Below are 25,454 nucleotides of genomic sequence, written 5' to 3'. Positions count from 1 at the left end.
CACCATCTGGCCGGTCGACTGACGCGTCAAGGATCTGGGTACGTCCCGTCGTGTGATCGAAGGTTTCGAGGAGTTCGACGAGTTCGACGTACCGGTGTCCGGAGCAACGATCCACGGACGCCGGGGCGGTGCCGGTCCGCCGCTCCTCCTGCTGCACGGTTTCCCGGAGACACACGTCATGTGGCACCGGGTCGCGCCGACCCTGGCCCGCGAGTTCACCGTGGTCGCCACCGACCTCAGCGGCTTCGGGGACAGCACCTGCTCCGGTGACCAGTCGATGCGCGAGCTCGGCAGGCATCAGGTCGAATCGATGAAACAGCTGGGGTACGGCGACTTCGCGCTCGTCGGCCACGACCGCGGCGCCCGCTGCGCGTACCGGACGGCGCTCGACCACCCCGATGTCGTGACCAAGCTCGGCGTACTGGACGTCGTACCGACCGGAGACGCCTTCGACCGCGCCGACAAGGACTTCGCGCTCGCGTACTGGGTGTGGTCGTTCATGACGGCTCCCATCGCGGAGACCCTGATCGGCGGAGCGCCCGAGGCGTTCGTCAACCACCTCCTGGACACCTGGGCGGGCGGCGACGCGTTTCCGCCTGAAGTGCGTGCGGAGTACGTCCGCCAGTTCCGCGACCCCGAGACCGTTCACGCGATCTGTGAGGAATACCGCGCGGCCGCGACGACCGACTGCGGGCTCGACGCCGCGGACCGGGGCGTTCGCCGCATCATGTGCCCGACGCTGGTCCTGTGGGAGCAGGAGGGCGCCGTGGGCCGTTGGTACGGCGACCCGCTCGACATCTGGCGCGACTGGGCGGACGACGTGACCGGCGGACCTGTCGACGCCGGCCACTTCCTCCCTGAAGAGGCTCCGGACGAGACCCTCGCGTGGCTACTGCCGTTCCTCGAGGTCGGCAGCTAGGCCGTAGTGGTCGCTCGGAATCGCGCCGGGCCGGTCGAAGGTCCGGATGCACGACAGGACCGGCAGCGTGGGCCGGCCCGCGGGCCCGCAGCGAACGAGGATGTGGTCGATGCCGCGGTACGGCCAGTCGCCGTCGACGAACCAGGGGTTTCCCGGTTCGAACGTCTCCAGCGGCTCGTACGGATGCGTCACCTGCCAGGCACTGCGGTAGCAGACACTCAGGTCGTCGAGCACATGACGTCCGGTCCAGAAGCGCACGCTGTCCGCGGCATCGTCCGCGTCCAGATCCCCGGCGACGACGACATGCCCGGGCGCGCCCGACACCAGCTCCTCGAGCTTGCGTGCGACCAGGACCGTCTGCGCGCACCGCTCACGCTCGTGGTCCACCTGGTAGTCCGGGAAGTGGTTCGCGACCCAGACCCGTCCGAACGGTGCGAGCACTTCGGTGACCAGGGCCGTACAAGCGAAGTCACCGGTCCGGTCCGTGACGTTCAGATCGAGCTCCAGCACCTCACCGATGGGCCAGCGGCTGGCGGTGCTGATGCCGGACCCGTCGTACTCGCGCTCCGAGGAGTGCGCCACGTGGTAGCCAGGGCCGAGCATCGCCTCGACCTGGTCGAAGTCAGGCGTCAGTACCGTCTCCTGCATCGTCAGTACGTCGGCCTCCAGTAGCTGGAAGCCCTTCTGGAACAGGGCGAGCCGTGCGGGCCAGTCGCCGCGGACTCCCCAGACGTTCTGCGTCGCCAGTCGCATGTCTACTCCACTGTGAGCCAAGTGATTCCCAGGCCCAGTACCCAGAACGTGCCGCCCAGCCAGCCCAGGACATGCAGCCCATTTGTGAACGCGGCCGAGTGGCCAAGGACCGTGCTGTAAAGCGCTATGCCCAGCGCGCCAACGCCCTGGCGTGCTGTGTTGTTGACGCCGCCGGCCAGCCCGGCGCGCTCCGGCGGTAGTGCAGCGACCGCAGCGTTGACGACAGCCGCGGTCAGGAAGCCCATGCCGATGCCGAGACACAGCTCGACCGGCAGGACCGCCGTGTAGCCGCTGCCGGGATCTACGGCGAGTAGGCAGAACGACCCGATCGCTCCCAGTGCCAGGCCGAACGACATCGGGAGCCGCGGACCGAAGCGACCGGTGACTCGACCCGATACCGGCCCGAGCACCGCCAGCGGCAGCAGAACCGGGAGCAGCTCCAGTCCGGCGCGCAGAGCGTTGTGATGCAGGTACTCCTGCAGGTAGAGCGTCAAGGCGAGCAGCGTGCCCAGACCAACCAGATTCATCAGGCCGGCCACCACGTTGGCACCGATGAAGTCCACGCCGATCCGCAGCCGGCGTTTGGTCTCCGGCCGGGCCGTCTGCCGCCGCGGCATGATCCTCCAGGCCACGGGCAGCGCGATCGCGATGATCGGCAGGTTGATCAGGAACACCGCGCGCCACCCCAGCCCGCCCACCAGTACGCCACCGCACAGCGGGCCGGCGACGAGCGCCAATGCGCCCGCGCCCGCCCAGATCCCGACAGCCCGCGCCTTTGCGGCCCTGTCGACGTACTGATCGGAGATGACGGCCAGCGTGCTCGGCAGCAGCAGGGCGGCGCCGACGCCTTGGAGCGCTCGTGCCGCGACCAGGAGCTCGATGTTGGGCACTGTACCGCAGGCCAACGAGGCCCCACCGAAGACGGCCAGCCCGGCCAGCACGGTACGTCGGTGGCCGATTCGGTCACCCCATGCGCCACAGACGAGCAGCAGAGCAGCCAGCACGATCATGTAGCCGCTCACGACCCACTGCTGTCCCGCTGCACCGGTCTGGAGATCGGTCCGGATCGTGGGCAGCGCCACGTTGACCACGGTGACGTCGAGCTGGACCAGGAAGATTCCTACGCACAGCAAGGCGAGAAGCATGCTTTCCACGGTTCCACCGGAACACTTCGGGTTGTGTCGAAGTGTGCCGGTGTGAGCATGGGAAGTATGGACGGAGACGCCGATGTGGCCCGCGCCGCCGGACTGATGGCGGAACCAGCGCGGGCGAAGGTACTGATGGCGCTCGCGGACGGCCGCGCACTACCGGCCTCGCTGCTCGCTTCCGAGGCCGGTGTTTCACCGCAGACCGTGAGTGCCCATCTGCACAAGCTGCTGGACGGCGGTCTGGTCACGGTCGAGCGGTCCGGACGGCACAGGTACTACAAGTTGGCCGGTCCGGAGGTCGCCGCGGCTGTCGAAGCCCTGGCACGTATCGCCAAGCCCCAGCCCATCACGTCGCTCCGCCAGAGCACCCGTGCCGCAGCCCTACGCGAAGCACGCACCTGCTACGACCACCTGGCCGGCCGCCTCGGCGTAGCCCTTCTGGAAGGGCTGGTACGCCGAGACGCCCTCCGACGTACCGACGGCGGCAAAGGGGCCGAGCGCCGACCGGACGACCCTCTGGCCCAGCAACTGCCCGACGGTCCCTACGCCCTAGGGCCAAAGGCTGCTGAGGTTTTCGCCGACCTAGGCGTCGACCTGAGCGCTCAGCCGACCCGCCGCCCGCTCCTGCGTTTCTGCGTCGACTGGAGCGAACAACGCCACCACCTGGCGGGTCAGCTGGGCTCTGCTGTCACTGAAGCCTTCCTCGCCCGCGGCTGGCTCCGCCGTCGCCGGGGCCAACGAGCCGTCGACCTGACTGAGCCCGGCCGCGAAGCGCTGGCCGGACTGCTCTGACTCACCCCAGCGGGCTGTCGCGCCGCTCGACGCTGTCCCCGGCGTGGTCCAGCACGTCCAGCAGTGCGTCCTTGTCCTGCGGGAGACCGGTCGAACTCATCTCGACGGCACAGTTGCCGCTGTCATCGGCAACCCACCGCACGATGACGTACCGCAGGATGCCCTCCGGGGAGAGCTCCTCGTCCGGCACGTAGGTGTAGGCGAGCGTCGCGAAGTTCGCTTCCACCTCCTGCGACAGCACCGTCACCATCTGGTCCTTCGAGATCGCCGCGAGCTGCTTCAGCCGGGCGGCGAGGGAGTCCGCGGGCGGCCGGGTGATCGTGAAGCCGGCCTCGACCCGGATCCAGCGCTTCTTGGTCCGGTCGGTGAACCGCCCGCTCTTCGGCGGAGTCTGCTTCGTATACACCCAGTCCGACGGCACCCGCACCGAGATCCGGGACCGGAACATGTCGGTGACCGTGAAGTTCCGGGTCGCGTACCGCAGGTCGTCGGCCTGCAGCGCCGGCGAGTCGTCGTACGTGACCTTGCGCGGCGGGCCGGTGGGTGTCGGCGTCGGTGTCGACGAACTCGAGCTCGGTACGGGGCCGACCGCGAGCGGGGCCGCGGTGCCGGCGAGGCTGGGCTCCTGGGTGAGGAACAGGCCGACGCCGTACCCGCCCGCGCCGCCGACCCCCGCCAGCGTCAGCAGGCCGGCGCCGAGCATCGCTCGCCGGGTCACCGTTCTCGCCACGTCCTCACCTCCCCAGACCTACTAACAGAAGACACCTGAGCCCCCGGAGAGGTTGCACCAGCTGCGTAACGATTCCGTGAAAAGGGGTCAGCCGACCTCGCCGACCGACGTGGTGGCCTTCTCCAGGATCTCGTGCAGGGCGTCCGCGTCCTGGGGCAGGCCGGTGACGCTCATCTCCACGTTGGTGTCAGCACCGTTGACGGCGATCCAGCGGACGATCACGTACCAGAGGGTCTTACCCGGGATGTAGGTGTAGACCAGCGTCGCGACCGATCGCGGTTCGCCGTCGTCGCCGGTGACCATCTCCGTCGTGTGGTCGAGGATGCGGACGTCGTTCTCCGGCGCCTGGCTCTTCTTGAGATCGACGATGAGCTGCGACATCTCGGCCTCAGGGGTTTCCTCGGCCGGCTCGTCCGCCTGGACCCGCACGCCGCGTTGCTCGACCTTCTCCACATACCTGACCTGGTCGGTGTGCTTCGGATCCCTGGTCAACCGCCAGCCCTGCGGTATCTCGAGCGAGAGCCTGACGGACTGCCCGTCCTTCGCGGTCACCGAGAACGTGCGTTCGTCGTAGTTCAGCCCGGTCTCGAGGGGCTCCTCGTTGTTCGGGATCGGTGTCTTCACCGGGAGCGAGGGCTCGGTGGGTGACGGGGTGGGGGACGGGGAGATGTCGCCGAGCGGCGCGGCGGTGCCGGACGCCGTCGGCTCCGGGGCGTCGAGGTAGTCGCCCGCGTAGTAGCCACCGCCGGCGCCGAGCGCCAGGGCCAGCAACAGCAGGCCGGCCAGAAGGACTCGTCTCACGCCCGCACCCGGCCACAGGTCGGCGCCGGCGGTACGAACGACGTCGTACGCGCCGGATGCGGGGAGGCGGTCACGGACACGTCGCCCATCTTCTCAGGCGAGGTAGGCACCGGCCCAAAACACCGGTGGAGGCCTTTTCACACCGGTCGTGACTGAATCCTTTCAACGAGGTCTTGACACCCTCCCGGGCCGTACGTAGCGTCCCGCGTGACAAAAGTAACACCATCTTTCGGTTACTTCACATTCTTGGCCGGTACTTCGGCGCTCAGGAGGAACCCATGGCACTCGATCGGTCCATCAGCCGCCGGCGGCTCCTGCAACTCGCCGGCGGTGCGACGCTGGCCGGCGCCCTGTCGGCCTGCGGTGGCAGCAACGGCAGCTCCGCGTCCGGCGGCACCCTCAAGGTGATCGGCGCCGGCAGCCAGGAGGCCGGCCTGCGCAAGGCCCTGGACGACTTCAAGAAGGCGAACTCCGGCTTCGACTTCAACCTGTCGTTCTCGCCGGCAGACCAGCTGCAGACCGCGCTCCGCGCCCAGCTCGCGGCCGGCAACGCGCCCGACCTGCACGCCGTCTACCCCGGCAACGGCAGCGCGATGTCGATGGCGCAGCTCAGCAAGGCGAACCTGCTGACCGATCTCAGCAGCCAGTCCTGGACGCAGAAGATCCCGACCGGGTTCAAGGGCGCGTTCCAGAACGACGGCAAGACGTTCATCTTCTCGCCCGGCACCAGCGTGCTCGGCGCGATCTACAACAAGAAGGCGTTCGCGACCGCCGGCGTCGAGGTGCCGACGACCTGGTCGGAACTGCTGTCGGCCTGCGACAAGCTGAAGAAGAAGGGCATCGTGCCGATCGCGCTCGGCGCCCAGACCCCGTGGGTCACGCAGCTCATCGACTACGCGCTCGTCCCGGGCACGGTGTACGCGAAGAACCCGGACTTCGACGACAAGATGATCGCCGGCAACGCGTCCTTCGCCGACTCCGGCTGGGCGGACGCGATGGACAAGTACCTCGAGCTGCAGAAGAAGGGCTTCTTCAACGACAACCCGAACGGGACGACGTACGAGCAGGCCACCTCGATGGTCGGCACCGGCAAGGCCGCGATGGCGGTGCAGGTGTCGGCGGTGCTGCAGGCCTTCCGGCAGGCGTCGCCGACCCCGGACGACCTGGGCATGTTCCCGTTCCCGGCCACCGACGTGGCCGCCGACAACTGGATCCCGGGCGGCGTCGTGGTCGGCATCGGGATCAACGTGAAGAGCAAGCACGCCGATCAGGCCAAGAAGTTCGTCGAGTACTGCGGTCAGCCGGACGTCGTCAACGCGTGGGCCGAGGCCGTCGCCTGCGTCCCGCTCTACTCCGAGGGCGACGCGAAGGTCGACCCGGTGCTGAAGCCGTTCCTGCCGTACCTGAAGGACAACAAGGCGGTCCCGTTCATGGACCAGCGCTGGCCGAACGCCGAAGTACAACCGACCCACTTCGCCGTCGTCCAGGAACTCCTCGGCGGCAAGACCACGGTCCCCGCCGCCCTGAAGAAGATGGACGAGGCGTATCGGAAGAGCGCGTGACGGTCACAGCTCAGGCGGTACGCCGGGACGCAGTCAGGACTCCGCGGCGGCGGGGTGGGCGGCTCGGGCCTCCGTGGTTGTTCGCGGTGCCGGCGTTGCTGGTGTATGCGCTGGTGGTCTTGTATCCGGCGTTTTCCGGGGCCGGGTCCGCGTTCACGGACTGGTCCGGGGTGGGGGCGCAGCGGTCGTTCGTCGGGCTGGACAACTTCCAGCAGTTGTTCCACGACGACCAGGCGCTCGGCGCGTTGCGCAACACCTTGCTGCTCACGGTCGCGATCGTCGTCGTCCAGAACGGGATCGGGCTGTTGCTCGCGCTCGGCGTCCATACCGGCATCAAGAGCCGGATGGTGCTGCGGGTGATCTTCTTCGCGCCCGTCGTGGTCAGCCCGGTGATGGTGTCGTTCCTGTGGAAGTACGTGTACAACCCGGCGCCGGACGCCGGGTTGAACGCGGCCCTCGGCGCGATCGGTCTCGGTGGGCTGCGGCAGGACTGGCTGGGCAATCCGTCGATCGCCTTGTGGTCGGTCGCGTTCACCGTGATCTGGCAGTGCGCCGGGTACTCGATGGTGATCTTCCTGGCCGGCCTGGAGGGGGTGCCGGCCGAGCTGCACGAGTCCGCGATGGTCGACGGTGCGGGCACTGTCGCCCGGTTCCGGCACATCACCTGGCCGCTGCTCGCACCGGCCGTGACGATCAACCTGATGCTGTCCACGGTCGGCGGCCTGACGCTGTTCACCCAGATCATCGCGATGACCAACGGCGGCCCGGGGTACGCGACCGACACGCTGTCGACGGTCCTGTACAAGCAGGCCTTCGTCTTCGGGAAGTTCGGCTACAGCACCGCGGTTGCCCTGGTGCTGGCGATCTTCGTCGCGGCGGTGTCCTTCATCCAGATCGGGTACCTGCGCTCGAGGGAGACGACGGCATGAAGTACAAGCCCCGCACGTTCGTCCTGGAAGTTGTCATGGTGGCGGCTGCCATCGCCTTTCTCTTCCCCGTGTACGCCCTGGTGACGCTGGCCTTCAAGGATCCCGGCCAGATCGCCAACAAGCCGCTGTCGTTGCCGGATCCGCCGACGGTCGGGAGCTTCGGCGAGGCGTGGCAGTCGGCGTCACTCGGCTCCGCGCTGCTGAACAGCACGCTGATCACGGTGAGCAGTGTGCTGGTGCTCATCGTGCTCGGCTCGCTGGCCGCGTACTTCCTGGCCCGGACGGCGACGCGCCTGAGCTACACGCTCTACATCCTCTTCCTGGTCGGCATCATCCTGCCGTTCCAGCTCGGGATGATCCCGCTCTACCAGCTCGTCAACGACCTGGGGCTGCTCGGCACGTACCAGGGAATGATCCTGTTCTACACAGGGATCCAGCTGCCGTTCACGGTGTTCCTCTACACCGGGTTCATCCGCTCGCTGCCGGCCGACTACACGAACGCGGCGCTGATCGACGGGGCGTCGCACCTGCAGGCGTTCGCGCATGTGATCTTCCCGCTGCTGCGTCCGATCACGGGCACGGTCCTCATCCTCAACGCCGTCCACATCTGGAACGACTTCTTCACCCCGCTGCTGTACCTGGGCGGGTCCGGCCGGGAGACGGTCCCGGTGCGTGTGTTCGCTTTCGTCAACGAATACACGTCCGACTACGGCCTGGTCGCCGCCGGACTGGTACTCGCGGCGCTCCCGATCCTGTTGCTGTTCCTCGTCCTGCAGCGCTACGTGATCCGCGGATTCGCCTCCGGGCTGAAGGGTTGACCTCCGCATCCAGGACACTGAGCACTCACAAACGCAAAGGGGGCGGGGATGGTACGTCGACTCGTGGCCGGGATGCTGGCCGTCGGGGCACTGTCGGGCGGGGCCGTGCTGGTGGGAAGCGCACCGGCCGAGGCGAAGACGGTGGCGGTGTCGGACACGCTGCTACCGGGACAGAAATTGCTGCCCGGGCAGTACATTCGCTCGCGCAGCGGAGTCTTCACGCTGATCATGCACTCGTCCGGAGACGCGAAACTGTTCCAGCGTGGAGTCTCACTGCCGCTGTGGACGTCGGGGACCTGGCGCCCCGGTTCCGTGCTGGTGATGGGGACCGACGGGACGCTACAGGTGATCTACGGCCGGACGAAGGTCTGGTGGATGAGCATCAAGAGCGCCGGCGCCAAGCTGGTGCTGCCGGACACCGGGAACCTGGCGATCTACAACACCCGTGGCAAGGCGAACTGGAACCGGCACATGGTGGTCGGCACGCTGATGCCGCAGAGCAACCTGCGCGCGCCGGACCCGGCCGGACGCGAGGTGATCATGTACTCCGTCAACCGGGTCTACACGCTCAAGTTCACGACCACCGGCAATCTGAGGCTGCTGAAGAACGGCACCACCGTCCTGTGGAGCATCGGCGACAAGGGCGCGCCGGAGTCGCGCGCCTGGGTCGGCCCGAACGGCACGTTCTACGCGGTCAACAAAGACGGCGACATCACCTGGTGGTACGAGTCCCGCCGCGCCGGCAACGTCCTGCAACTCCGAGACGACGGCCACCTCCTCCTCGTCAACGGCCGCACGGTCGTCAAGACCTTCCACTGAGCGCGGCCCGCGTCTCCATCAACGCGAACCCGAGCAGGTTGAGACCCCGCCACCCGGCGGGGTCCGCCGCTCGCGGGTCGTCGGCGGCCAGCCCGATGCCCCACACCCGGTCCAGCGGACTGGCTTCCACCAGCACCCGCTGACCGGTGCCGACCAGGTACGAACGCAGTGCCGGGTCCTGCCCGGACTTCGCCGTACTCCCGTCGACGACGATCCCGAACCGCGCCGCCGCCCACGCTTCGTCGTCGAACCCGCGGACTTCACGCCCGAGGTTCTTCGCCTCGGCCGTCGCGCTGCGGCTGGTGGCCCCAGAAGTACAGGTACTTGACCCGCTCGCCGGACGCGATCAGTTGCTGGACGTCTTCACGGTTCACCGGGCCAAGCGTGTCAGTAGACCTCGATGCGGTCCAGGCTGATGACCGCGCTCGTCGAGGACGGATTCCTGTCGCCGGTCACGCGCACCTTCAGGGTGTGCGGGCCGGACGGCAAGGTCGGGCTGATGTACATCAGTTGCTCGCCGACGCGGATCGAGCTGTAGTAGTCGATGCGCTGCTCGGGGCCGCCGTCGACCGAGATGGCGGCGATGCCGTTGCCGGTGTCCGCGACGCTCAGCAGGGCGACGCGGGTGCCGGTGAACTGGATCGTGGCCGTCGCGTTGGGCTCCCAGCTCCAGTGGTCGTTGCCCCAGAAGCACTGGTTGCCACAGCCGGATCCGGAGCTCCACGCGCCGGTGTAGCTGACGGCCGCATCGGTGTCGTTGATCCAGTAGTTCGCCGAGCCGGGATCGCCCGACGGCAGGTTCTGGGTCGCGCCCGCGGCGAGCGGCCGGCCGAGGTTCGGCGTACCGTCGGCGTTCCAGGTGATCTTCTGGACGCGCGTCGTGCGGTACGAGTACGTGTAGGTGCTGGTGTTCTTGCCGTGGTAGGCGATCCAGTCCTCGGTCCCGTCCGGCGACTTGAAGAACGAGTGGTGCCCGGGACCCCACACACCGGTCTCGTCGTTGCGGGAGAAGACCGGGCCCGGGTGCTGCACCCAGTTCGCCGCGACCATCGGGTCGGCGCCGTTCGCGATGCTCTTCATCCACAGCTGATAGTCCGGCTTGCCGGTGTCGCAGGTCGAGTAGGTCAGGAAGGTACGCGTCGCGCCGTACAGCGGGGTCGGTCCCTCCCGCACCTCGGTGCACCCGCCGTCCGCCGGGATCGCGATCCGGCCGCCGGTCGCGGTCCACGGGTTGCTCATCCGGACGATGTACAGCTGCGCCGGTCCGCCCTGGCCGCGGCCCGGGCCGGTCCAGACGAAGTACTGCTGCCCGTTGACCGTGATCGGCTCGCCGTCGATCGCGTACTCACCGAAATCCGCGATCTTCGCCTTGAAGCTGTACGGACCGAGCGGGTCGTCGCCGGCGGACTCGAGTACGTACATCCGGTGGTTCGCGTCCACGCCGTCGGACGCCGTGTAGTAGATGTACCAGCGGTTGCCGACGTGCCGGAACGCCGGCGCCCACATCTGCGTGTTGCGGCTCGGGTCGGAGTCGCGCCACACCACCTGCTCGGGCTGTACGAGCAGCGTCGCCAGGCTGGTCGACGACCAGATCCCGATCCGGTCGCCGCGGGTGGTCGCCACGTAGTACCGGCCGTTGTGGAACATCAGCGACGGATCCGCGGACGGATTCACCGGATTTCGAAACGTCTGCGAAGTCACCGCGTTCTCCTGGAGCTCGGCTGCTGGTGCGGACGGTGCGAGGACACCGATGAGCAGGACGGCGATCACGGCGGCACGGACGAATCTCATGACTCACCTCTCGAAACCTGGGGGGCGGACCGGTCTCGCCTTCGGTTGTACCGTCTCTTTACCATCGTTGTAAACGGTTCGCACGAGGATCGAACGGTCCGCTGCCATTCGACGCACGTCGAAAGGTGGCCTTCCGGAACCCCGGGACGCGGTACGGCGTCGTACCGCACATGAAGCTCAAGGTGCGGGTCGTGCACTACCGGTGCGATCGCTGGTACGCCGACATCGACGACGCCGACGACCGGCAGCCGGACGACCCCTTCTGGTACGCCGACTGCCGCACGCAGGCCGAGGCGATCGCCCTCGCCTGCACCGAACTCGCCGCCCTCGACCAGCGCATCGCCGCCGGCACGGTCCCGTCCCGCATCAGCCAGACGCACCTGCAGGTCGCTTGGACCCCGAGCCCGGCATGATTGGGCGATGCTCGGGGAATCGGACGGCACCAAGGGCGACGCCACGATCGAGCAGGTCGGTCGCCGACGGACCTTCACCAAGACGCTCCAGCTCGCCGTCGTGCTCGCGATCGTGCAGCTGCCGATGCGGGCCGCGGTCGGCGAGGCGGCCGGTGCGGCGGCCGGCTGTGAGGTTCCCGGCCGGCTCTCGATCCTCGTCGACTCGGCGTTCGTCCTGGCGAGCGTGTACGCGGCGTACCGGGCGTACAAGTACGTCAGGTACCTGAATCGCCAGTCCTGGAAGGCGATCGCGGCCGTCGGCTCCTGGACCGTCCTCGCCGCCGCCGTCCTCGACATCGCGGAGAACGTCGTGCTGTGGGACGACTTCGGGTCGGGCCCGTGCGCCGGCCTGTCGACCGGATGGTTCACCTGGCTGATGCGGGCCGTGTTCGTGGCCGGCGTCCTGATCCTCGCGGTCTGCCTGATCGCGACGAGCCGCTTCGGCCAGCGGAAGTGGTACGGCGTGGAGCCGGCGCCCGCGACGTTCCGGCGTCCGCAGCGCGACGGCAAGGACGACGGCCGGCTCGTCATCACCTGCTCCGGCGGCGGGATCCGCTCCGCGTCGTTCTGTCTCGGCGCGTTGCAGCTGTTGTCCGAGCGCGGCTTCTACGACAAGGCGTCGACCGTGATCGGCGTCAGCGGCGGCGGCTACATGGCGGCAGCGTTCCACGTACTGCGTCGTACCTGCACCGACCCGTTCTCGCCGGGCTCGCCAGAGCTCGCACGTCTGCGCCGGCAGACGCGCTACCTCCTGTCGGGCGGTCGGGCGATGTTCCGTGCCGCGCTGTCGGTGCTGTTCGGCCTGGTGGTGAACCTGCTGCTGATCGGCATCACGCTGCGCGCGATCGCGTGGGTGCTCGGCTGGTTCCTCGCCGACCAGGGCGTGATCACGCCCGGCCCCGAGGTCGACTGGCGGCCGGACGATTCCTGGTTCTTCGTCGGTATGTCGGTGTTCCTGCTCGCGGTGAGCGCGCTGATGTTCCTGATCGAGAAGGTCTGGGACCGCTGGGCGCGGATGCCGGACGTCGTGCGGACGATCCTCACCACCATCGGCAACGTGACGCTGCGGTACGGCGTACCGGTCGCGGTCCTGCTCCTCGGCGTGCCGGGAGGCCTGTACCTGTTGGGGAAGATCCCCGGGGACTCCGCCGATCAGCCGAGCCTGCCGTCGGCCTTGCTGGCGTTGGTGGACCCAACAAGACAGGGTGTTGCGTCGTTCGGTGCGCTGGTGGTCGTCCTGATCGGGCTGGGCAAATCGGTCTGGAACGGGCTGACCGTCGAGGGCAAGGCGGCGACCGGGCTGCGCGCGCGGCTGCTGGTGTTCGCGCGGACCAAGCTCGCTCCGTGGGCGGGGAGCGCGATCATCGTGCTCGCGGCCGTCGTCGTGCTGCTGCGCTGGACCGGGGGCTACGCGACCGATCCGGCGTACCAGCAGGACTGGGACGTCGCGCTCGTGCTGGTCGCGATCGCGCTGGCGATCAAGATGCTCACCGACGCGAACCGGACCTCGCTGCACTCGTTCTACCGCGAGCGGCTGTCGCGCGCGTTCCTGGTGAAGCGGCAGGACAACGGCGCCGCGGTCGCTCTCGACTATCACCTGCGGCTGCGGTACTCGGACTGGGCGAAGCCGCTGGACGGCGGGCCGCAGCTCGTCATCGCCGGGGTCGCGAACGTCGGCGACCCGGACTTCGTGCCGACGCAGCGCGACTGTGTGCCGTTCGTGTTCGACGCCGAGCAGATCGGCATCGTCGGGGACCGGTCGCTGCCGGACGGCGGCCGCCGCGCGACGGCCGACTACGAGCGCGAGGCCGACGTCCTCAAGCGGGAGGTCACGGTTCCGGCGGCGATGGCGATCAGCGGCGCCGCGTTCAGCCCGCTCACCGGCCGGGTGAACGCCAGGACGCGGCCGGTCCGCCTGCTGCTCGCCGTCCTGAACGCGCGGCTCGGCGTGTGGTTGCCGAACCCGTACTGGAACAACCACGCCGAGGCGTCGTTCCCGGACCGGCACGGCGTCGTCGCCAAGGTCCGGCGGTACGTCGGCAGCGTGATCGACAAGCCCGGCCCGTACCGGCTGCTGCACGAGGCGGTCGGGTCGCCGTCGATGTACGAGCGCCGCATCTACGTGACCGACGGCGGGCACTACGACAACCTCGGCCTGGTCGAGGCACTGCGCCGCAAGCCCGCGCAGGTGATCGCGATCGATGCGTCGAACGACGCCGAGGACCGGTTCACCGCCCTCGCCGAGGCGATCGCCACCGCCCGGATGGACCATGGCATCGAGATCGACATCGACCCGTCGCCGATGGTCCGCGGCGCCAAGGTGCGATCCGACCGCCCGTGGGCGTACGGCATCGCCACGCATCCGCTCGAGGACGGCGAGGAGAAGCCGTACAAGACCGAGATCTTCTTCGTCAAAGCGGTCCTCGCCGGGTCGCTGGACTGGGACCTGGAGCAGTACGCCGTCGAGCACGCGGACTTCCCGCGCCGTACGACCGGCGACCAGTTCTACGACGAATGGGACTTCGAGGCGTACCGCTCCCTCGGCTACACGCTGGTCGGCTCCCTCACCGACCACCACCGGGTCAGGGCCCGCCTCGACGACCTGTGACCGGTCCGGCGCCCAGGGCAACGGTGCCTGTGCGTGCGAGCCCCGGCACCCTCCGTACTTCCTGTGGACAACCTCTGTGGAAAACGGGCGATTGCTGTGGACAACCAGGGGATCCAGTGTGGACAAGGCAACAAATGCTGATGCCGATGCACATGCAGTCCGGCTGGTGAGAGAGCGGTTGCCGAGGCGGGCTTTCGGTGCTGAGATTGGTCCCCGTATGCCGGATGAAACTTTACGAAGATTTATCCGTGACACTCGGTGCGTCAGGTCGTTGATCTGTCAGACAGTTCGCGATCAGCGGATCGCTGGGGAATCCGGAGGGACCCGCTCGTGCAGAAGTTCAACCCGCCACCCGACTGGCCGGACCTGCCGACGTCGGAGTGGCGTCCACCGCTCGGCTGGACGCCGGATCCGACCTGGCCAGAGCCGCCCGCGGGCTGGCGCTTCTGGCTCAACCGCAACGGCCGGCACAGCAGCGGCCCGATCGGTGCGTACGGCGCTGTCGACGCCGGCCGGCTCGAGCTGGCCACCGTCGACCCGGCGCTGGTTCTCATGCACTCCTGACCGAAGTTCTGCTTCTCACCGGCTCCCGCACGCCGACGGCTTGCGGGAGCCGTCTTGTGTCCGCCTTCGGTCAGGGGCTGGTGCGTTCTTACCGTCTTCTGGTGTTATGTTATCAACATAGATAACACTCACCTGGGAGGCGCTTCGTGGGCTGGATCGGTCTCGACCTCGGCACGCAAAGTGTGCGGGCCGTGCTGGCCGATGCCAAGGGCGCCGTTGTGTCCCGTGCAACGCGGCCGCTCAGCAGTCACCGGGACGGCGTCCGGCACGAGCAGGACCCGCAGGCCTGGCTGACCGCCGTCGACGAGGTCCTGGCCGAGGTCGGCGCGACCGATCTCGACGGCATCGCGATCTGCTCCACCTCCGGCACCTTCCTGCTGACCGACGGCACCGGCCGCCCGGTCACCCCGGCGTTGATGTACGACGACGCGCGCTCGGCCGACCGTCGCGACCAGATCGTGGACGCCGATCCGGATCGCTGGTCCACGAGCATGCAGCCGACATGGGCGCTGCCGAAGATCCTCGATCTCGACCTGGCCGGCCGGCGCGTCGTGCACAGTGCCGACTTCGTCGCGGCCCACCTCGTCGGCCACCCGGTCGCCACCGACACCAGCCACGCGTTGAAGACCGGGTACGACCTGATCGCCGACGCCTGGCCGGCCGCGGCGTTCGACAAACTCGGGCTCCCGCTCACCGCCTTCCCCGAGGTCGTCCGCCCCGGCGCCGAGCTCGGCCGCACGCCGGCCGGCGTCCCGGTGTACGCCGGCATGACCGACGGGTGCGCCGCTCAGATCGCCGCCGGTGCGCTGAGCCCGGGCGCCTGGAACTCTGTCCTCGGCACGACGCTCGTCCTGAAGGGCGTCAGCGACCACCTGCTGACCGACCCCACCGGTGCCGTCTACAGCCACCGCCACCCGGACGGCGGCTGGCTTCCGGGCGGCGCGTCCAGCACCGGCGCCGGCGTACTGACCGAGCTGCTCCCCGGAGCCGACCTCGACGCCCTGGATCGTGCCGCCCACCCGGTCAAGGCCATCACCTACCCGCTGACCAAGACCGGCGAGCGGTTCCCGTTCGTGGCTCCGCAGGCCGAGCGCTTCACACTCGGAGACACACCGGACGAGCTGCACACCTATGCTGCCGTGCTGCAAGGCGTCGCCTTCATCGAGCGACTCGCCTTCGAGCACCTGGAGACGCTCGGAGCCGACCCGGTCCGCTCGGTCTCGCTGACCGGCGGCGCCACCCGGAGCGGGTACTGGAACCAGTTGCGCGCCGACGTCCTCGGCGTACCCGTGGAGATCCCCGCCGTACCGGATCCGGCGTACGGCATGGCGGTTCTGGCCGCGTCCGGCGGGACCGATCTCACCGGGACCGCGCGCCGGATGGTGCGGGTGGACCGCGTCCTCGAACCGCGCGGTGACCGGCTCGACGACCTGTACGGCGCATTCGTCGCCGAGCTCGACCGCAGGGGGTACCGCGGATGAGGACCACGATCGTGCTGGCCCGCCACGGCCGGACCGCCTGGCATCACGGCAACCGCTACACCGGTTCCACGGACCTCCCGATCGACGAGGTCGGTGTCCAGCAGGCGCAGCAGCTGAAGGAGTGGGCGCTCGGCTACGCGCCGGACGCGCTGTGGTGCTCGCCGATGCTCAGGGCCCGTCAGACCATCGCTCCACTCGCGGAGGCCCTCGCGGCCGAGCCGACGGTCGACGCCCGGCTGCGGGAGGTCGAATTCGGGTCTGCCGAGGGCAAGATGCTGAGCGAGTTGCCGCCGGCCGTGGGCAAGGCGTTCGAGCTCGACCCGGTGCGGAACCACTTCCCGGGCGGCGAGGACCCGGCCGCGGCGGCCGATCGGGTGCGCGAGGTGTTCGACGAGATCGGGCGCCGGCACCAGGGGCAGAAGGTCTTCGCGGTCGCCCACAACACGCTGATCCGGCTGCTCGTGTGCAGGGTGCTCGGCCTGCGGCTGAACGACTACCGCAGACTGCTACCTGCACTCGGTCCCGCGGCGCTGGTGCGTTTCCGGTGGCAGGACGGCACAGTGGGTCTCGAGGCGTACAACGTTCCTCCTCTGCGTTTGGAGACCCTGGCATGACAACGGATGTCGACGGCGACACCACCGAACTCAGTCGCCCCGCGCGCCGGCAGGCCGAGATCGCGGCGTACGTCGTGAAGCACGGCTCGGTCTCGGCGAACGACCTGGTCGAGGCGTTCGGCGTGAGCGTGATGACGGTGCACCGCGACCTGGACGAGCTCGAGCGGCAAGGTGTGGTCCGCAAGTACCGCGGCGGCGTCAGCGCGCAGCCGACGAGCGTCTTCGAGAGCAACGTCGCGTACCGGCTGAACACCGCGCACGCGGAGAAGGCCGCGATCGCCCGGCACGCCCGCGCGATGATCGAGCCCGGGATGTCGGTGATGCTCGACGACTCGACCAGCGCGCTGGCCCTGGTGGACCTGTTCGAGGACATCACTCCGTTGACGGTGGCAACGAACTTCCTGCCGGCGATCACCAAGCTGGCCCAGCTGCGGGACATCACGCTGCTGGCGCTCGGCGGGATCTACTCGGCGACCCACGACTCGTTCGGCGGGATGCCGTGCGCGGAGGCCGTCGAGGCGCTGCACACCGACTTGCTGTTCTGCTCGGTGTCGGCGGTGTCGGCGACGCACGCGTTCCACCAGGAGGAGGAGATCGTCCTGGTCAAGCGGGCGATGCTGCGCTCTGCGAGGACCAAGGTGCTGCTCGTCGATCACGCGAAGCTGCAGCGCACCGCCCTGCACCGGCTGGCCCCGTTGACCGACTTCGACGTGGTGATCGTCGACGAGAAGACCCCGAAGAACCTGATCGACCCGCTGCGCGACCACGGCGCGACCGTGGAGGTCGCCAAAATCTAGGAGGGGGCGTGTATGGACGTTGGCGTTGACGTAGGCACCACCGTCACGAAGGCAGTCGCGTTCAGCGCCGACGGCCGTCCACTGGCCGAGGCATCCCGGCCGACCCGGCTGTTGCACCGCAGCACCGGGCGGTTCGAGCACGAGACGCCGGAGATAGTTGCTTCGGTCAACGAGGTGGTCGGTGAGCTGGCCGCCGCGGTGGGAACCCGCCCGGACGTCCTCGCCATCACCGCTCAGGGTGACGGGTTGTGGCTGGTCGACACGGACGGTACGCCGACCCGCCCGGCGATCTCGTGGCTGGATGCGCGCAGCAGCGGCATCCTCGAGCGGTGGACCGCGGACGGGGTTGCGGAACACGTGTTCCGGCGTTCCGGAAACCGGATGTTTCCGGGAGCGTCCGGTCCGTTGCTGGCCGCGGTGCTCGCCGAAGAGCCCGATGTGATCGAGCGGACCGGCACGGCGGCGTACTGCAAGGACGTGGTGATGCAGGCGCTGACCGGCGTACGGGCGACGGATGTCTCGGACGCCTCCGCGCCCTTTCTCGATCCCAGGACGGGGGAGTACGACGACGAGGCATTGGCGGCCACCGGTCTGTCCGGGGTGCGGGACCTGCTGGCGCCGGTTGCTGCCGCTGGGCCGGTGGGGGAGTTGCGAGACGACTCGACCGGCATGGCGGCCGGGACTCGGGTGTCCGCGGGCCCGTATGACCTCCCGGCCGCGGCGACGGGCGCCGGTGTGACCGAGCCCGGCGACGCGCTGCTGACCGTCGGCACGACACTTGCCTGCCAGGTCGTCACGCGAGAGCTACCCGTCGACGGCGAGCCCGCCGGCCTGTTCCTCGGCACGTGGACGCCGGGCGTCTGGCTCCGCGCGATGCCCGCGATGGTCGGCACGGCGGCCCTCGACCGCGTCCTGGCCCTGGTCGGCGTCGGCACCGATCACCTCCCGTCCCTGCTGGCGGACAGCCCGCCCGGCGCGTCCGGCGTCACCGTCCTGCCGTACCTGTCCGAGGCCGGTGAACGCGCACCCTTCGTCGACACCCGCGCCCGCGGCACGATCGACGGCATCTCGCTGTCCACCACGACCGCCGACCTGGTGCGCGCGACCTGCGAAGGCATCGCGTACGCCGCTCGCCACTGCCTGGAAGCAGCAGGGTGGACCGGCCGCGTCACGGTGTGCGGCGGTGGAGCCCGCAGCAGCGAGTGGACGCAGATCCTCGCCGACGTACTGAACGCGCCGTTGCACACGGCCGAGGCCGAGCAGGTCGCCGCGCGCGGTGCGGTGATCTGCGCGCGACGTGCGATCGATCCGGACAGCGCCGGAGCCGAGTGGATCGCCGAGACGCGTCAGATCGACCCCGACCCGGCCCGCGCCGCGTTCTACGCCGAGGGCTACGCCCATTACCTGCGCCGCATCGAGTCGGCCCGCCCGCGCTGGTCCGACCCAGCACCCACCTTTTCAGGAGATCGATGAGAACCGTCAAGACGCTGCTCGCCGGCGACCACTTCGTACGCAACGACCTGCTCGCCGCGGCGCTGCGCACGATCCCGGACGTCGCGTTCGAGTTCGGTGAGGTCACGCTGCCCTGGCCGCTGACGCCGTACGGGCAGGTGGCCGAGGTGGACGAGGCGAGCGACGCGGAGGACCAGCTGATCGAGGCTCTCGCCGGCGTCGAGCTCGCGGTCACCCAGATGGGACCGTTCACCGAGCGGGTGCTGGACTCCGCGCCGGACCTGCGCTTCCTGGTCGTGTGCCGGGGCGGTCCGGTGAACGTGAACCTCGCCGCCGCCGCCGAGCGGGGCGTCGCGGTCGCATCGACGCCGGGCCGCAACGCCGTGGCCGCCGCCGAGCACGCGGTCGCGCTGATGATGGGTGCCCTGCGCAACCTTCCCCGGCTGCAGCGGACCCTGGAGCAGGGCGAGTGGCGCTCCGACCTGTACGCGTACGACGAGTGCGGGATCGAGCTCGACGGGTCGACCGTCGGCCTCGTCGGGTACGGCGCGATCGGCCAGCGGGTCGCGCGCGTGCTGCTGGCCTTCGGCGCCCGCGTCCTGGTCGCCGATCCGTACGTCGACGAGGCGCCCGCGGGAATCGAGCTGGTGGAGCTCGACGACCTGCTGAGCCGGTCGGAGGTCGTGAGCCTGCACGCGCGCCTGACCGATCAGACCCGCGGGATGATCGGTGCGGAGCAGATCGCCGCGATGCCCCGCGGCGCCGTCCTGGTGAACACAGCGCGTGGCGGGCTGCTCGACTACGACGCGACGGTGGACGCGCTGGAGTCGGGGCAGCTCGGCGCGGCCGCGTTCGACGTCTTCCCGGCCGAGCCGGTACCGGCCGGTTCGCGGCTGCTGACCGCGCCCAACATCGTGATGACACCGCACCTGGCCGGTGCCACCCGGCAGACCGCTCACCGCGCCGGTTCGATCGCCGCCGAGGCGGTCGCCGCCTTCCTCGCCGGAAAGGAGCCCGTCGGACTGTGCTGATGCCACCCCTCCGGGGCGGCGGTCATGGGCCTGTGACTCCCGGTCTTCCCTCGTCGCTCTGGTCGCTTCGCTCCCGCCGCTCCTCAGTCCAGACCGGGAGGGCCCATGACTGGTCTCCGCCTGAGCGGGGAACAGGACACGGATCATGAAGTTGGCGACCTCCACCACCTGGACCGAACTCCTGCTGTTGCTGATCGCGTTCGTGCTGTCGATGGTGATCGGCATCGAGCGCCAGGTGCGGCAGAAGAGCGCCGGGATGCGTACCCACACACTCGTCGGCACCGGGGCGGCGATGTTCACGCTGGTGTCCGGCTTCGGCTTCAGCGCCGTCCTCGGGACCGAGGTCAATCTCGACCCGTCCCGGATCGCGGCCCAGATCGTCTCCGGCGTCGGCTTCCTCGGCGCCGGGGTGATCTTCATGCGCCGGGACGTGGTCCGCGGCCTGACCACGGCCGCGACGATCTGGATGACCGCCGCGATCGGGATGGCGTGCGGCGCCGGGATGCCGGTGCTCGCGGTCGCCGCGACCGTCCTGCACCTGGTCGCGGTCGGCCCGTTCGCCCGGCTCGCGCGGTTCCTGCCGTCGCCGGACCGGCGCCGCATCGTCACCGTGCGGTACGACGACGGCGCCGGCGTACTGCGGTCGATCCTGTCGACGGCCACGTCGATGGGGTTCGAGGCGTCGGTGCTCGGGACCGAGGTGCACCGGGACGGGACGCGACCCCAGGTGCGCGCGTCCATGCGCTTCTCCGGGCGGGCCCCGCTGCAGAACCTGGTGCTTGCGCTCGACGACCTCGACGGCGTCACCGGAGTCCGGCTGCGGAACGACGACGACGATTGAGGTCATCAGCTAAGCTGATGATATGCCTGCCTCCGAGGTCGCCGCGCACGAGATCCGCACCAGCCTGTTCCGCCTCGTCCGCCGGCTCCGTCAGGAGCGTCCCGAAGGGGAGTTGAGCTACTCGCAGCTCAACGTTCTGGGCTGGCTGGAGCGCGAGGGGCCGATGACCAACGCCGACCTGGCCGCGGCCGAGCGCGTGACGCCGCAGACGATGATGCGCGCGACCGCCGACCTGGTCACGGCAGATTTGATCAGCCGTGCTGATAATCCCGCCGATCGCCGGCAGGTTCTCCTCGAGATCACTGCCGCCGGCGCCACCCTCGTCCGCGACGACCGTCGCCGCCGGGACACCTTCCTCGCCAAGGCCATGGATGCCACTCTCACTCCCACCGAACAGGACCTCCTCCACCTCGCCGCCCGCCTGATGGACAAACTCGCCGAGGTCCCCCAATGACGTCTTTGAGCACCCACCAACCGTTTGCGGGCCGCCGAAATGGTTGGTGCGTGCTCAAAGTGCCCCTCGGAGGAGGCGGTGTGGCGTGACGAAGGTCGTCGAGGACGCTCGGGTGGCGGGGGTGCCGGCCAGGTACGCCGCGTCGGTGGGGCTCGGGACGCTGTTGCAGCCGTTGAACTCGTCGATGATCGCGGTTGCCCTGGTGGCGATCGGGGCGGAGTTCCACGCGGGGACCGAGACGCAGTGGCTGGTATCGGGGTTGTACCTGGCGACCGCGGTGTCGGCGCCGACGGCCGGGAGGCTGGCTGATCTGCTCGGCGCGAGGCGCGTGTTCCTGACCGGGCTCGTGCTGGTGGCGGTGGTGTCCGCCCTCGCCCCGTTGGCGCCGAGTCTGGGCTGGCTGATCGTGGCGCGGGTGCTGCTCGGTATCGGGACCGGTGCGCAGTTCCCTTCCGGCGTCGCGATGATCCGCCGCATCGCCGACCGCCGCAGGGCGTCCGCGGTCGGCGCGCTCGGTCTGCTGTCGGTCTTCGCGCAGACCTCGGCCGCGCTCGGCCCGAGTGTCGGCGGGTTCCTGGTCGGCACCTTCGACTGGGAGGCGATCTTCCTCGTCAATCTCCCGGTGGCCGCGGTCGCCGACATCGCCGTACTGCGTCTCGTCCCCAAGGACCCGCCCAGGCCGGTGGGCGACGGCCGCCAGCTCTGGCGCGAGATCGACCTGGTCGGGCTGCTCCTCTTCACACTGACGATGACCGGCCTGATGCTCGTCCTGCTCTCGCTGAGCACGGACCCGACCTGGTGGCTGCTCGCCGCGGCCGTCCCGCTCGCTGTCGTCTTCGTCGTCTGGGAACGCCGTTCCGCGACGCCGTTCGTCGACGTCCGCCTGCTCGCCCGCAGCGCACCGCTCTCCCTCGGCTATCTGCGCACCATGCTCACGTACGTCGCGTTCTATGCGATCTTCTACGGCCTGCCCGGCTGGCTCGAGCAGGGACGGGGCCTCGACCCGACGAAGGTCGGCCTGATCGTGCTGCCGATCGCCGCGCTCGGCGCGATCACCGTCGCGATCGCCACCCGTCTCGCCCGGCGCCACGGGCCGCGCCTGCTCCTGCTCGTCGGCTCGGCCGGTCTCCTGCTCGGCGGCGCCGCGCTCGCGTTCGGAGTCCACGCCGCTACGCCGATCGTCGTGTTGGTGCTGATCAGCGCGATCCTCGGCATACCCAACGGTTTCAACGGGCTCGGCAACCAGTTGGCGGTCTACCGCGCCGCGCCGCCCGAGGCGGCCGGAGCCGCGGCGGGCCTGTTCCGCACCTCGCAGTACGTCGGGGCGAACCTCGCCGCCGCGGCGATCGCGATCGTCTTCGCGGGTCCGGCGACCGACGCGGGCCTGCACCGGCTCGGGCTGCTGGTCGGCGGGATTGCAACGATTCTGCTTCTCGATGTGATCTTCGTGAGAAAATCACAGTGATTCTCTATACGTAACCATCGTTCGGTGATAATTTCACCGGCATGCCCGCTCCCCTGAACCCCGTTGACCTGCGTGAACTGGCCGTCCGGCTGGCGATCGCGGCGGGCGAGGAGCTCCTGGCCCGTCAGCGGAGTCTGTCGATCGATGCGGTCGGTGTCGAGACCAAAAGCTCGGCCAGTGACCCGGTCAGCGCGGCCGACCGCGCCTCCGAAAAGCTGATCACCGACGGTCTGACCGCGGCCCGCCCTGACGACGGCCTGCTCGGTGAGGAAGGGGCTTCGCGTCCTTCGAGCACCGGGCTGACCTGGGTGATCGATCCTCTCGACGGCACCGTCAACTACTTGTACGGCCGCCTCGACTGGTGTGTCTCGATCGCCGTCGAGGACGAAGACGGCGCGCTGGCCGGCGTTGTTCACCAGCCGCGGACAGGCACCACCTGGTCCGCTGTCCGCGGCGCCGGTGCGTACCGCGCGGACACCACGCCGTACCAAACGGTTTGGTACGGCGGGCTGCGACTGGGCCTGGAGCGGCAGACACGGTTGGAGACGGCGTTGGTGTGCACGGGCTTCTCGTACCTGCCGGAGCGCCGCGCCGAGCAGGCCGCCGTTCTGCAAGACTTGCTGCCCGCCGTCCGCGACCTCCGGCGCGGCGGTTCCGCCGCGCTCGACCTGTGTTCGGTCGCCGACGGTACGGCGGACGCGTACTACGAGCACGTGATCCAGCCCTGGGACGTCGCCGCCGGCGGGCTGATCGCCCGCGAGGCCGGCGCCGCCGTCGTACGGGGCGCCGGAACGGCTTTCCCACAAGGCATCCTGGCCGCCGCTCCCTCGGTGGCCGGCCCGCTTCACGAGTTACTCACTAGGAGGTCGGTATGACGGTAGTAGACCTGCCGGCCCGGACTCATCCGGACGAACGAACAATTGCCGAAGGCAATGACCAGCGGAAGCGCCGGAGGCGGCGCGAGTACGGCCTGTTCGCGCTGCTGGTCGCGCCGAACCTGCTGGTGATCGCGGTCTTCGCGTACTGGCCGATCATCTACAACGCGTTCCTCAGCCTGACCGACTGGAACATGATCGCCGCCCGGCCGAAGTTCGTGGGTCTGGCCAACTACGGCCGGACACTGGCCGACCCGGCGTTCCACAAGACGCTGTGGATCACGGTCGTGTTCACCGGCCTGATCGTGGTCGGCAGCCTGGTGATCGGGCTGGCGCTGGCGTTCCTGTTCAACCTGCCGCTGAAGGGCCGCGGGGCGGTCCGGACGATCGCGTTCGCGCCGCACATCCTGTCCGGAGCCGCGGTCGCGACCATCTGGGCGTTCATCTTCGACCCCGGGTACGGCCTGATGCGCGCGCTGATCGAGCCGTTCGGCGCCGAGCCGCCGGACTGGATGAACAACTCCGACTGGGCGCTGCCGGGTCTGGTCATCGTCTACCTGTGGAAGAACGTCGGGTTCGCCGCGCTGATCTACCTCGCCGGCCTGCAGGGCCTGCCGAAGGAGCTCGACGAGGCGGCCGCGATCGACGGCGCGTCGACCTGGACGCGGTTCCGGTCGATCAAGCTGCCGCTGCTCGCCCCGATCACCTTCTTCTTGCTGATCACCACGGTGATCGGCACGTTCCAGGCCTTCGACGTGATCGCGGTGATGACCGGTGGCGGCCCTGGTGATGCCACCACCACGCTGAGCTGGTCGATCTACAACGAGGGATTCCAGGCGTTCAACGCGGGCCGCGCGGCGACGCTGTCGATCATCATGTTCGTCATCCTGCTGCTCGTCACCACCGTGCAGGCCCGGGTGATGGAGAGGCGGGTGCACTACCGATGAAGACACGCGCGATCCAGTACGTCGTACTGATCGGTGTGGCGGCCGTGTTCCTCGGACCGCTGTACTGGTTGCTGTCCACGGCGTTCAAGCAGCCGACGCAGATCTACCAGTGGCCGCCGGCCTGGTGGCCGCACCTGACCTGGGAGAACTTCAGCCTGGCCTGGAAGGCCGCGCCCTTCGACCGGTTCTTCCTGAACTCCACGATCATCACGGTGATCGGGACCGCGCTGAAGGTGGTCAACGCCGTGCTGACGGCGTACGCCTTCGCCTACCTGCGGTTCCCGTTCAAGAAGATCCTGTTCTTCGCCGTGCTCGGCGCGATGATGGTCCCCGGCCACGTGACCCTGCTGCCGAACTACCTGACGGTGGCGACGCTCGGCTGGATCAACACGTACGCCGGGCTGATCATCCCCGGCATCGGCTCCGCGTTCGCGACGTTCCTGATGCGGCAGCACTTCCTCACCCTGCCTACCGAAGTGACGGACGCGGCCGCGGTCGACGGTGCGGGACACCTGCGCACGCTGTGGCGCGTCGTACTCCCGATGTCGCGGCCGATGCTGATCACGGTCGTCGTGATCACCGCGGTGGAGGAGTGGAACAACTTCGTCTGGCCCCTGATCGTCACCAACACCGCGTCGATGCGGACGCTGCCCGTCGGGTTGCTGATCCTCAAGGACGAGGAGGGCCTGGCGGCCTGGGGCACGATCATGGCCGGCACGCTGCTGGTGCTCGCGCCGATGCTGCTGATCTTCCTGGTCGCGCAGCGCTACATCGTCGGCGGGATCACGGCCGGAGCTCTGAAGGGATGAAC

At 69.1% G+C, this 25,454-nt stretch carries 25 protein-coding genes and 1 pseudogene; 20 read left to right on the top strand and 6 right to left on the bottom strand.

Going from position 1 to position 25,454, the window contains the following annotated elements; genetic code table 11:
• The first annotated feature begins 52 nt into the window (after positions 1–52).
• Positions 53–919, top strand: coding sequence for an alpha/beta hydrolase (locus AB0L64_RS36595; RefSeq protein ID WP_363717572.1), 867 nt, complete (start codon positions 53–55; stop codon positions 917–919).
• On the opposite strand, the gene AB0L64_RS36590 is transcribed toward AB0L64_RS36595, so the two are convergent.
• Positions 890–1,672 (bottom strand): endonuclease/exonuclease/phosphatase family protein, encoded by a 783-nt coding sequence (locus AB0L64_RS36590; protein WP_363717571.1) that lies wholly within the window; start codon positions 1,670–1,672, stop codon positions 890–892. The genes AB0L64_RS36595 and AB0L64_RS36590 overlap by 30 nt on opposite strands.
• Positions 1,673–1,674: 2 nt before the next feature.
• Complete coding sequence (locus AB0L64_RS36585; RefSeq protein ID WP_363717570.1) at positions 1,675–2,817, bottom strand: MFS transporter; 1,143 nt, start codon at positions 2,815–2,817, stop codon at positions 1,675–1,677.
• A gap of 66 nt (positions 2,818–2,883) precedes the next feature.
• Here AB0L64_RS36585 and AB0L64_RS36580 point away from each other — a divergent pair, with 66 nt between their 5' ends.
• The gene (locus AB0L64_RS36580) at positions 2,884–3,612 is read left to right on the top strand and encodes a metalloregulator ArsR/SmtB family transcription factor (RefSeq protein ID WP_363717569.1); all 729 of its coding nucleotides are present in this window, start codon (positions 2,884–2,886) and stop codon (positions 3,610–3,612) included.
• Between the two features lies 1 nt (position 3,613).
• Here AB0L64_RS36580 and AB0L64_RS36575 read toward each other — a convergent pair whose 3' ends face one another.
• A complete protein-coding gene (locus AB0L64_RS36575) occupies positions 3,614–4,342 on the bottom strand; it encodes a hypothetical protein (protein ID WP_363717567.1) in 729 nt (242 codons plus the stop codon).
• Between the two features lie 87 nt (positions 4,343–4,429).
• Complete coding sequence (locus AB0L64_RS36570) at positions 4,430–5,143, bottom strand: hypothetical protein (protein ID WP_363717566.1); 714 nt, start codon at positions 5,141–5,143, stop codon at positions 4,430–4,432.
• Between the two features lie 278 nt (positions 5,144–5,421).
• Here AB0L64_RS36570 and AB0L64_RS36565 point away from each other — a divergent pair, with 278 nt between their 5' ends.
• Genes AB0L64_RS36565 through AB0L64_RS36550 form a run of 4 tightly spaced genes read left to right on the top strand, consistent with a single transcriptional unit; the run spans position 5,422 to position 9,271 of the window.
• A complete protein-coding gene (locus AB0L64_RS36565) occupies positions 5,422–6,705 on the top strand; it encodes an extracellular solute-binding protein (RefSeq protein WP_363717565.1) in 1,284 nt (427 codons plus the stop codon).
• Entirely contained in the window at positions 6,702–7,634 is a 933-nt protein-coding gene (locus tag AB0L64_RS36560) for a sugar ABC transporter permease (protein ID WP_363717564.1), read from the top strand. The genes AB0L64_RS36565 and AB0L64_RS36560 overlap by 4 nt, the downstream gene beginning before the upstream one ends.
• Positions 7,631–8,452 (top strand): carbohydrate ABC transporter permease, encoded by an 822-nt coding sequence (locus tag AB0L64_RS36555; RefSeq protein WP_363717563.1) that lies wholly within the window; start codon positions 7,631–7,633, stop codon positions 8,450–8,452. Before AB0L64_RS36560 ends, AB0L64_RS36555 begins: the two co-directional genes overlap by 4 nt.
• A gap of 48 nt (positions 8,453–8,500) precedes the next feature.
• Positions 8,501–9,271, top strand: a complete 771-nt coding sequence (locus AB0L64_RS36550; protein WP_363717562.1) for a hypothetical protein — start codon at positions 8,501–8,503, stop codon at positions 9,269–9,271.
• Here AB0L64_RS36550 and AB0L64_RS36545 read toward each other — a convergent pair.
• Positions 9,255–9,512: pseudogene (locus tag AB0L64_RS36545) on the bottom strand (NADAR family protein); the annotation flags it as partial. The gene AB0L64_RS36550 and the pseudogene AB0L64_RS36545 sit on opposite strands and share 17 nt — an antisense overlap.
• Before the next feature lie 146 nt (positions 9,513–9,658).
• Complete coding sequence (locus AB0L64_RS36540) at positions 9,659–11,062, bottom strand: glycoside hydrolase family 43 protein (protein WP_363717561.1); 1,404 nt, start codon at positions 11,060–11,062, stop codon at positions 9,659–9,661.
• A 125-nt stretch (positions 11,063–11,187) separates the two neighbouring features.
• Here AB0L64_RS36540 and AB0L64_RS36535 point away from each other — a divergent pair, with 125 nt between their 5' ends.
• The 14 genes from AB0L64_RS36535 (at position 11,188) to AB0L64_RS36470 (ending at position 25,452) form a co-directional block, all read left to right on the top strand.
• Positions 11,188–11,475, top strand: coding sequence for a hypothetical protein (locus tag AB0L64_RS36535; RefSeq protein ID WP_363717560.1), 288 nt, complete (start codon positions 11,188–11,190; stop codon positions 11,473–11,475).
• A gap of 7 nt (positions 11,476–11,482) precedes the next feature.
• The gene (locus AB0L64_RS36530; RefSeq protein WP_363717559.1) at positions 11,483–14,122 is read left to right on the top strand and encodes a hypothetical protein; all 2,640 of its coding nucleotides are present in this window, start codon (positions 11,483–11,485) and stop codon (positions 14,120–14,122) included.
• Positions 14,123–14,452: 330 nt separating this feature from the next.
• The gene (locus AB0L64_RS36525; protein WP_363717557.1) at positions 14,453–14,686 is read left to right on the top strand and encodes a hypothetical protein; all 234 of its coding nucleotides are present in this window, start codon (positions 14,453–14,455) and stop codon (positions 14,684–14,686) included.
• Between the two features lie 146 nt (positions 14,687–14,832).
• On the top strand, positions 14,833–16,167 hold the full coding sequence (locus tag AB0L64_RS36520) for an FGGY-family carbohydrate kinase (protein WP_363717556.1): 1,335 nt from the start codon (positions 14,833–14,835) through the stop codon (positions 16,165–16,167).
• On the top strand, positions 16,164–16,781 hold the full coding sequence (locus AB0L64_RS36515; RefSeq protein WP_363717555.1) for a histidine phosphatase family protein: 618 nt from the start codon (positions 16,164–16,166) through the stop codon (positions 16,779–16,781). The genes AB0L64_RS36520 and AB0L64_RS36515 overlap by 4 nt, the downstream gene beginning before the upstream one ends.
• Positions 16,778–17,578, top strand: coding sequence for a DeoR/GlpR family DNA-binding transcription regulator (locus AB0L64_RS36510; protein ID WP_363717554.1), 801 nt, complete (start codon positions 16,778–16,780; stop codon positions 17,576–17,578). The genes AB0L64_RS36515 and AB0L64_RS36510 overlap by 4 nt, the downstream gene beginning before the upstream one ends.
• A 12-nt stretch (positions 17,579–17,590) precedes the next feature.
• Positions 17,591–19,051 (top strand): FGGY family carbohydrate kinase, encoded by a 1,461-nt coding sequence (locus tag AB0L64_RS36505; protein ID WP_363717552.1) that lies wholly within the window; start codon positions 17,591–17,593, stop codon positions 19,049–19,051.
• Complete coding sequence (locus AB0L64_RS36500; protein WP_363717551.1) at positions 19,048–20,061, top strand: 2-hydroxyacid dehydrogenase; 1,014 nt, start codon at positions 19,048–19,050, stop codon at positions 20,059–20,061. Before AB0L64_RS36505 ends, AB0L64_RS36500 begins: the two co-directional genes overlap by 4 nt.
• 145 nt (positions 20,062–20,206) lie before the next feature.
• A complete protein-coding gene (locus tag AB0L64_RS36495; protein WP_363717550.1) occupies positions 20,207–20,902 on the top strand; it encodes an MgtC/SapB family protein in 696 nt (231 codons plus the stop codon).
• 22 nt (positions 20,903–20,924) lie between these two features.
• On the top strand, positions 20,925–21,356 hold the full coding sequence (locus AB0L64_RS36490; protein WP_363717549.1) for a MarR family transcriptional regulator: 432 nt from the start codon (positions 20,925–20,927) through the stop codon (positions 21,354–21,356).
• An 85-nt stretch (positions 21,357–21,441) separates the two neighbouring features.
• Positions 21,442–22,821, top strand: a complete 1,380-nt coding sequence (locus AB0L64_RS36485; RefSeq protein ID WP_363717548.1) for an MFS transporter — start codon at positions 21,442–21,444, stop codon at positions 22,819–22,821.
• A 41-nt stretch (positions 22,822–22,862) separates the two neighbouring features.
• The gene (locus tag AB0L64_RS36480; RefSeq protein WP_363717547.1) at positions 22,863–23,696 is read left to right on the top strand and encodes an inositol monophosphatase family protein; all 834 of its coding nucleotides are present in this window, start codon (positions 22,863–22,865) and stop codon (positions 23,694–23,696) included.
• Entirely contained in the window at positions 23,693–24,643 is a 951-nt protein-coding gene (locus AB0L64_RS36475) for a sugar ABC transporter permease (protein ID WP_363717546.1), read from the top strand. Before AB0L64_RS36480 ends, AB0L64_RS36475 begins: the two co-directional genes overlap by 4 nt.
• Positions 24,640–25,452 (top strand): carbohydrate ABC transporter permease, encoded by an 813-nt coding sequence (locus tag AB0L64_RS36470; RefSeq protein WP_355695072.1) that lies wholly within the window; start codon positions 24,640–24,642, stop codon positions 25,450–25,452. Before AB0L64_RS36475 ends, AB0L64_RS36470 begins: the two co-directional genes overlap by 4 nt.
• Positions 25,453–25,454: the final 2 nt, after the last annotated feature.

The organism is Kribbella sp. NPDC051936, from assembly GCF_040680955.1.
In the GTDB taxonomy this organism is placed as follows: Bacteria; Actinomycetota; Actinomycetes; order Propionibacteriales; family Kribbellaceae; genus Kribbella.
The sequence above is the reverse complement of the archived record's forward strand: the minus strand, read 5'-3'. Positions and strand labels throughout refer to the sequence as shown.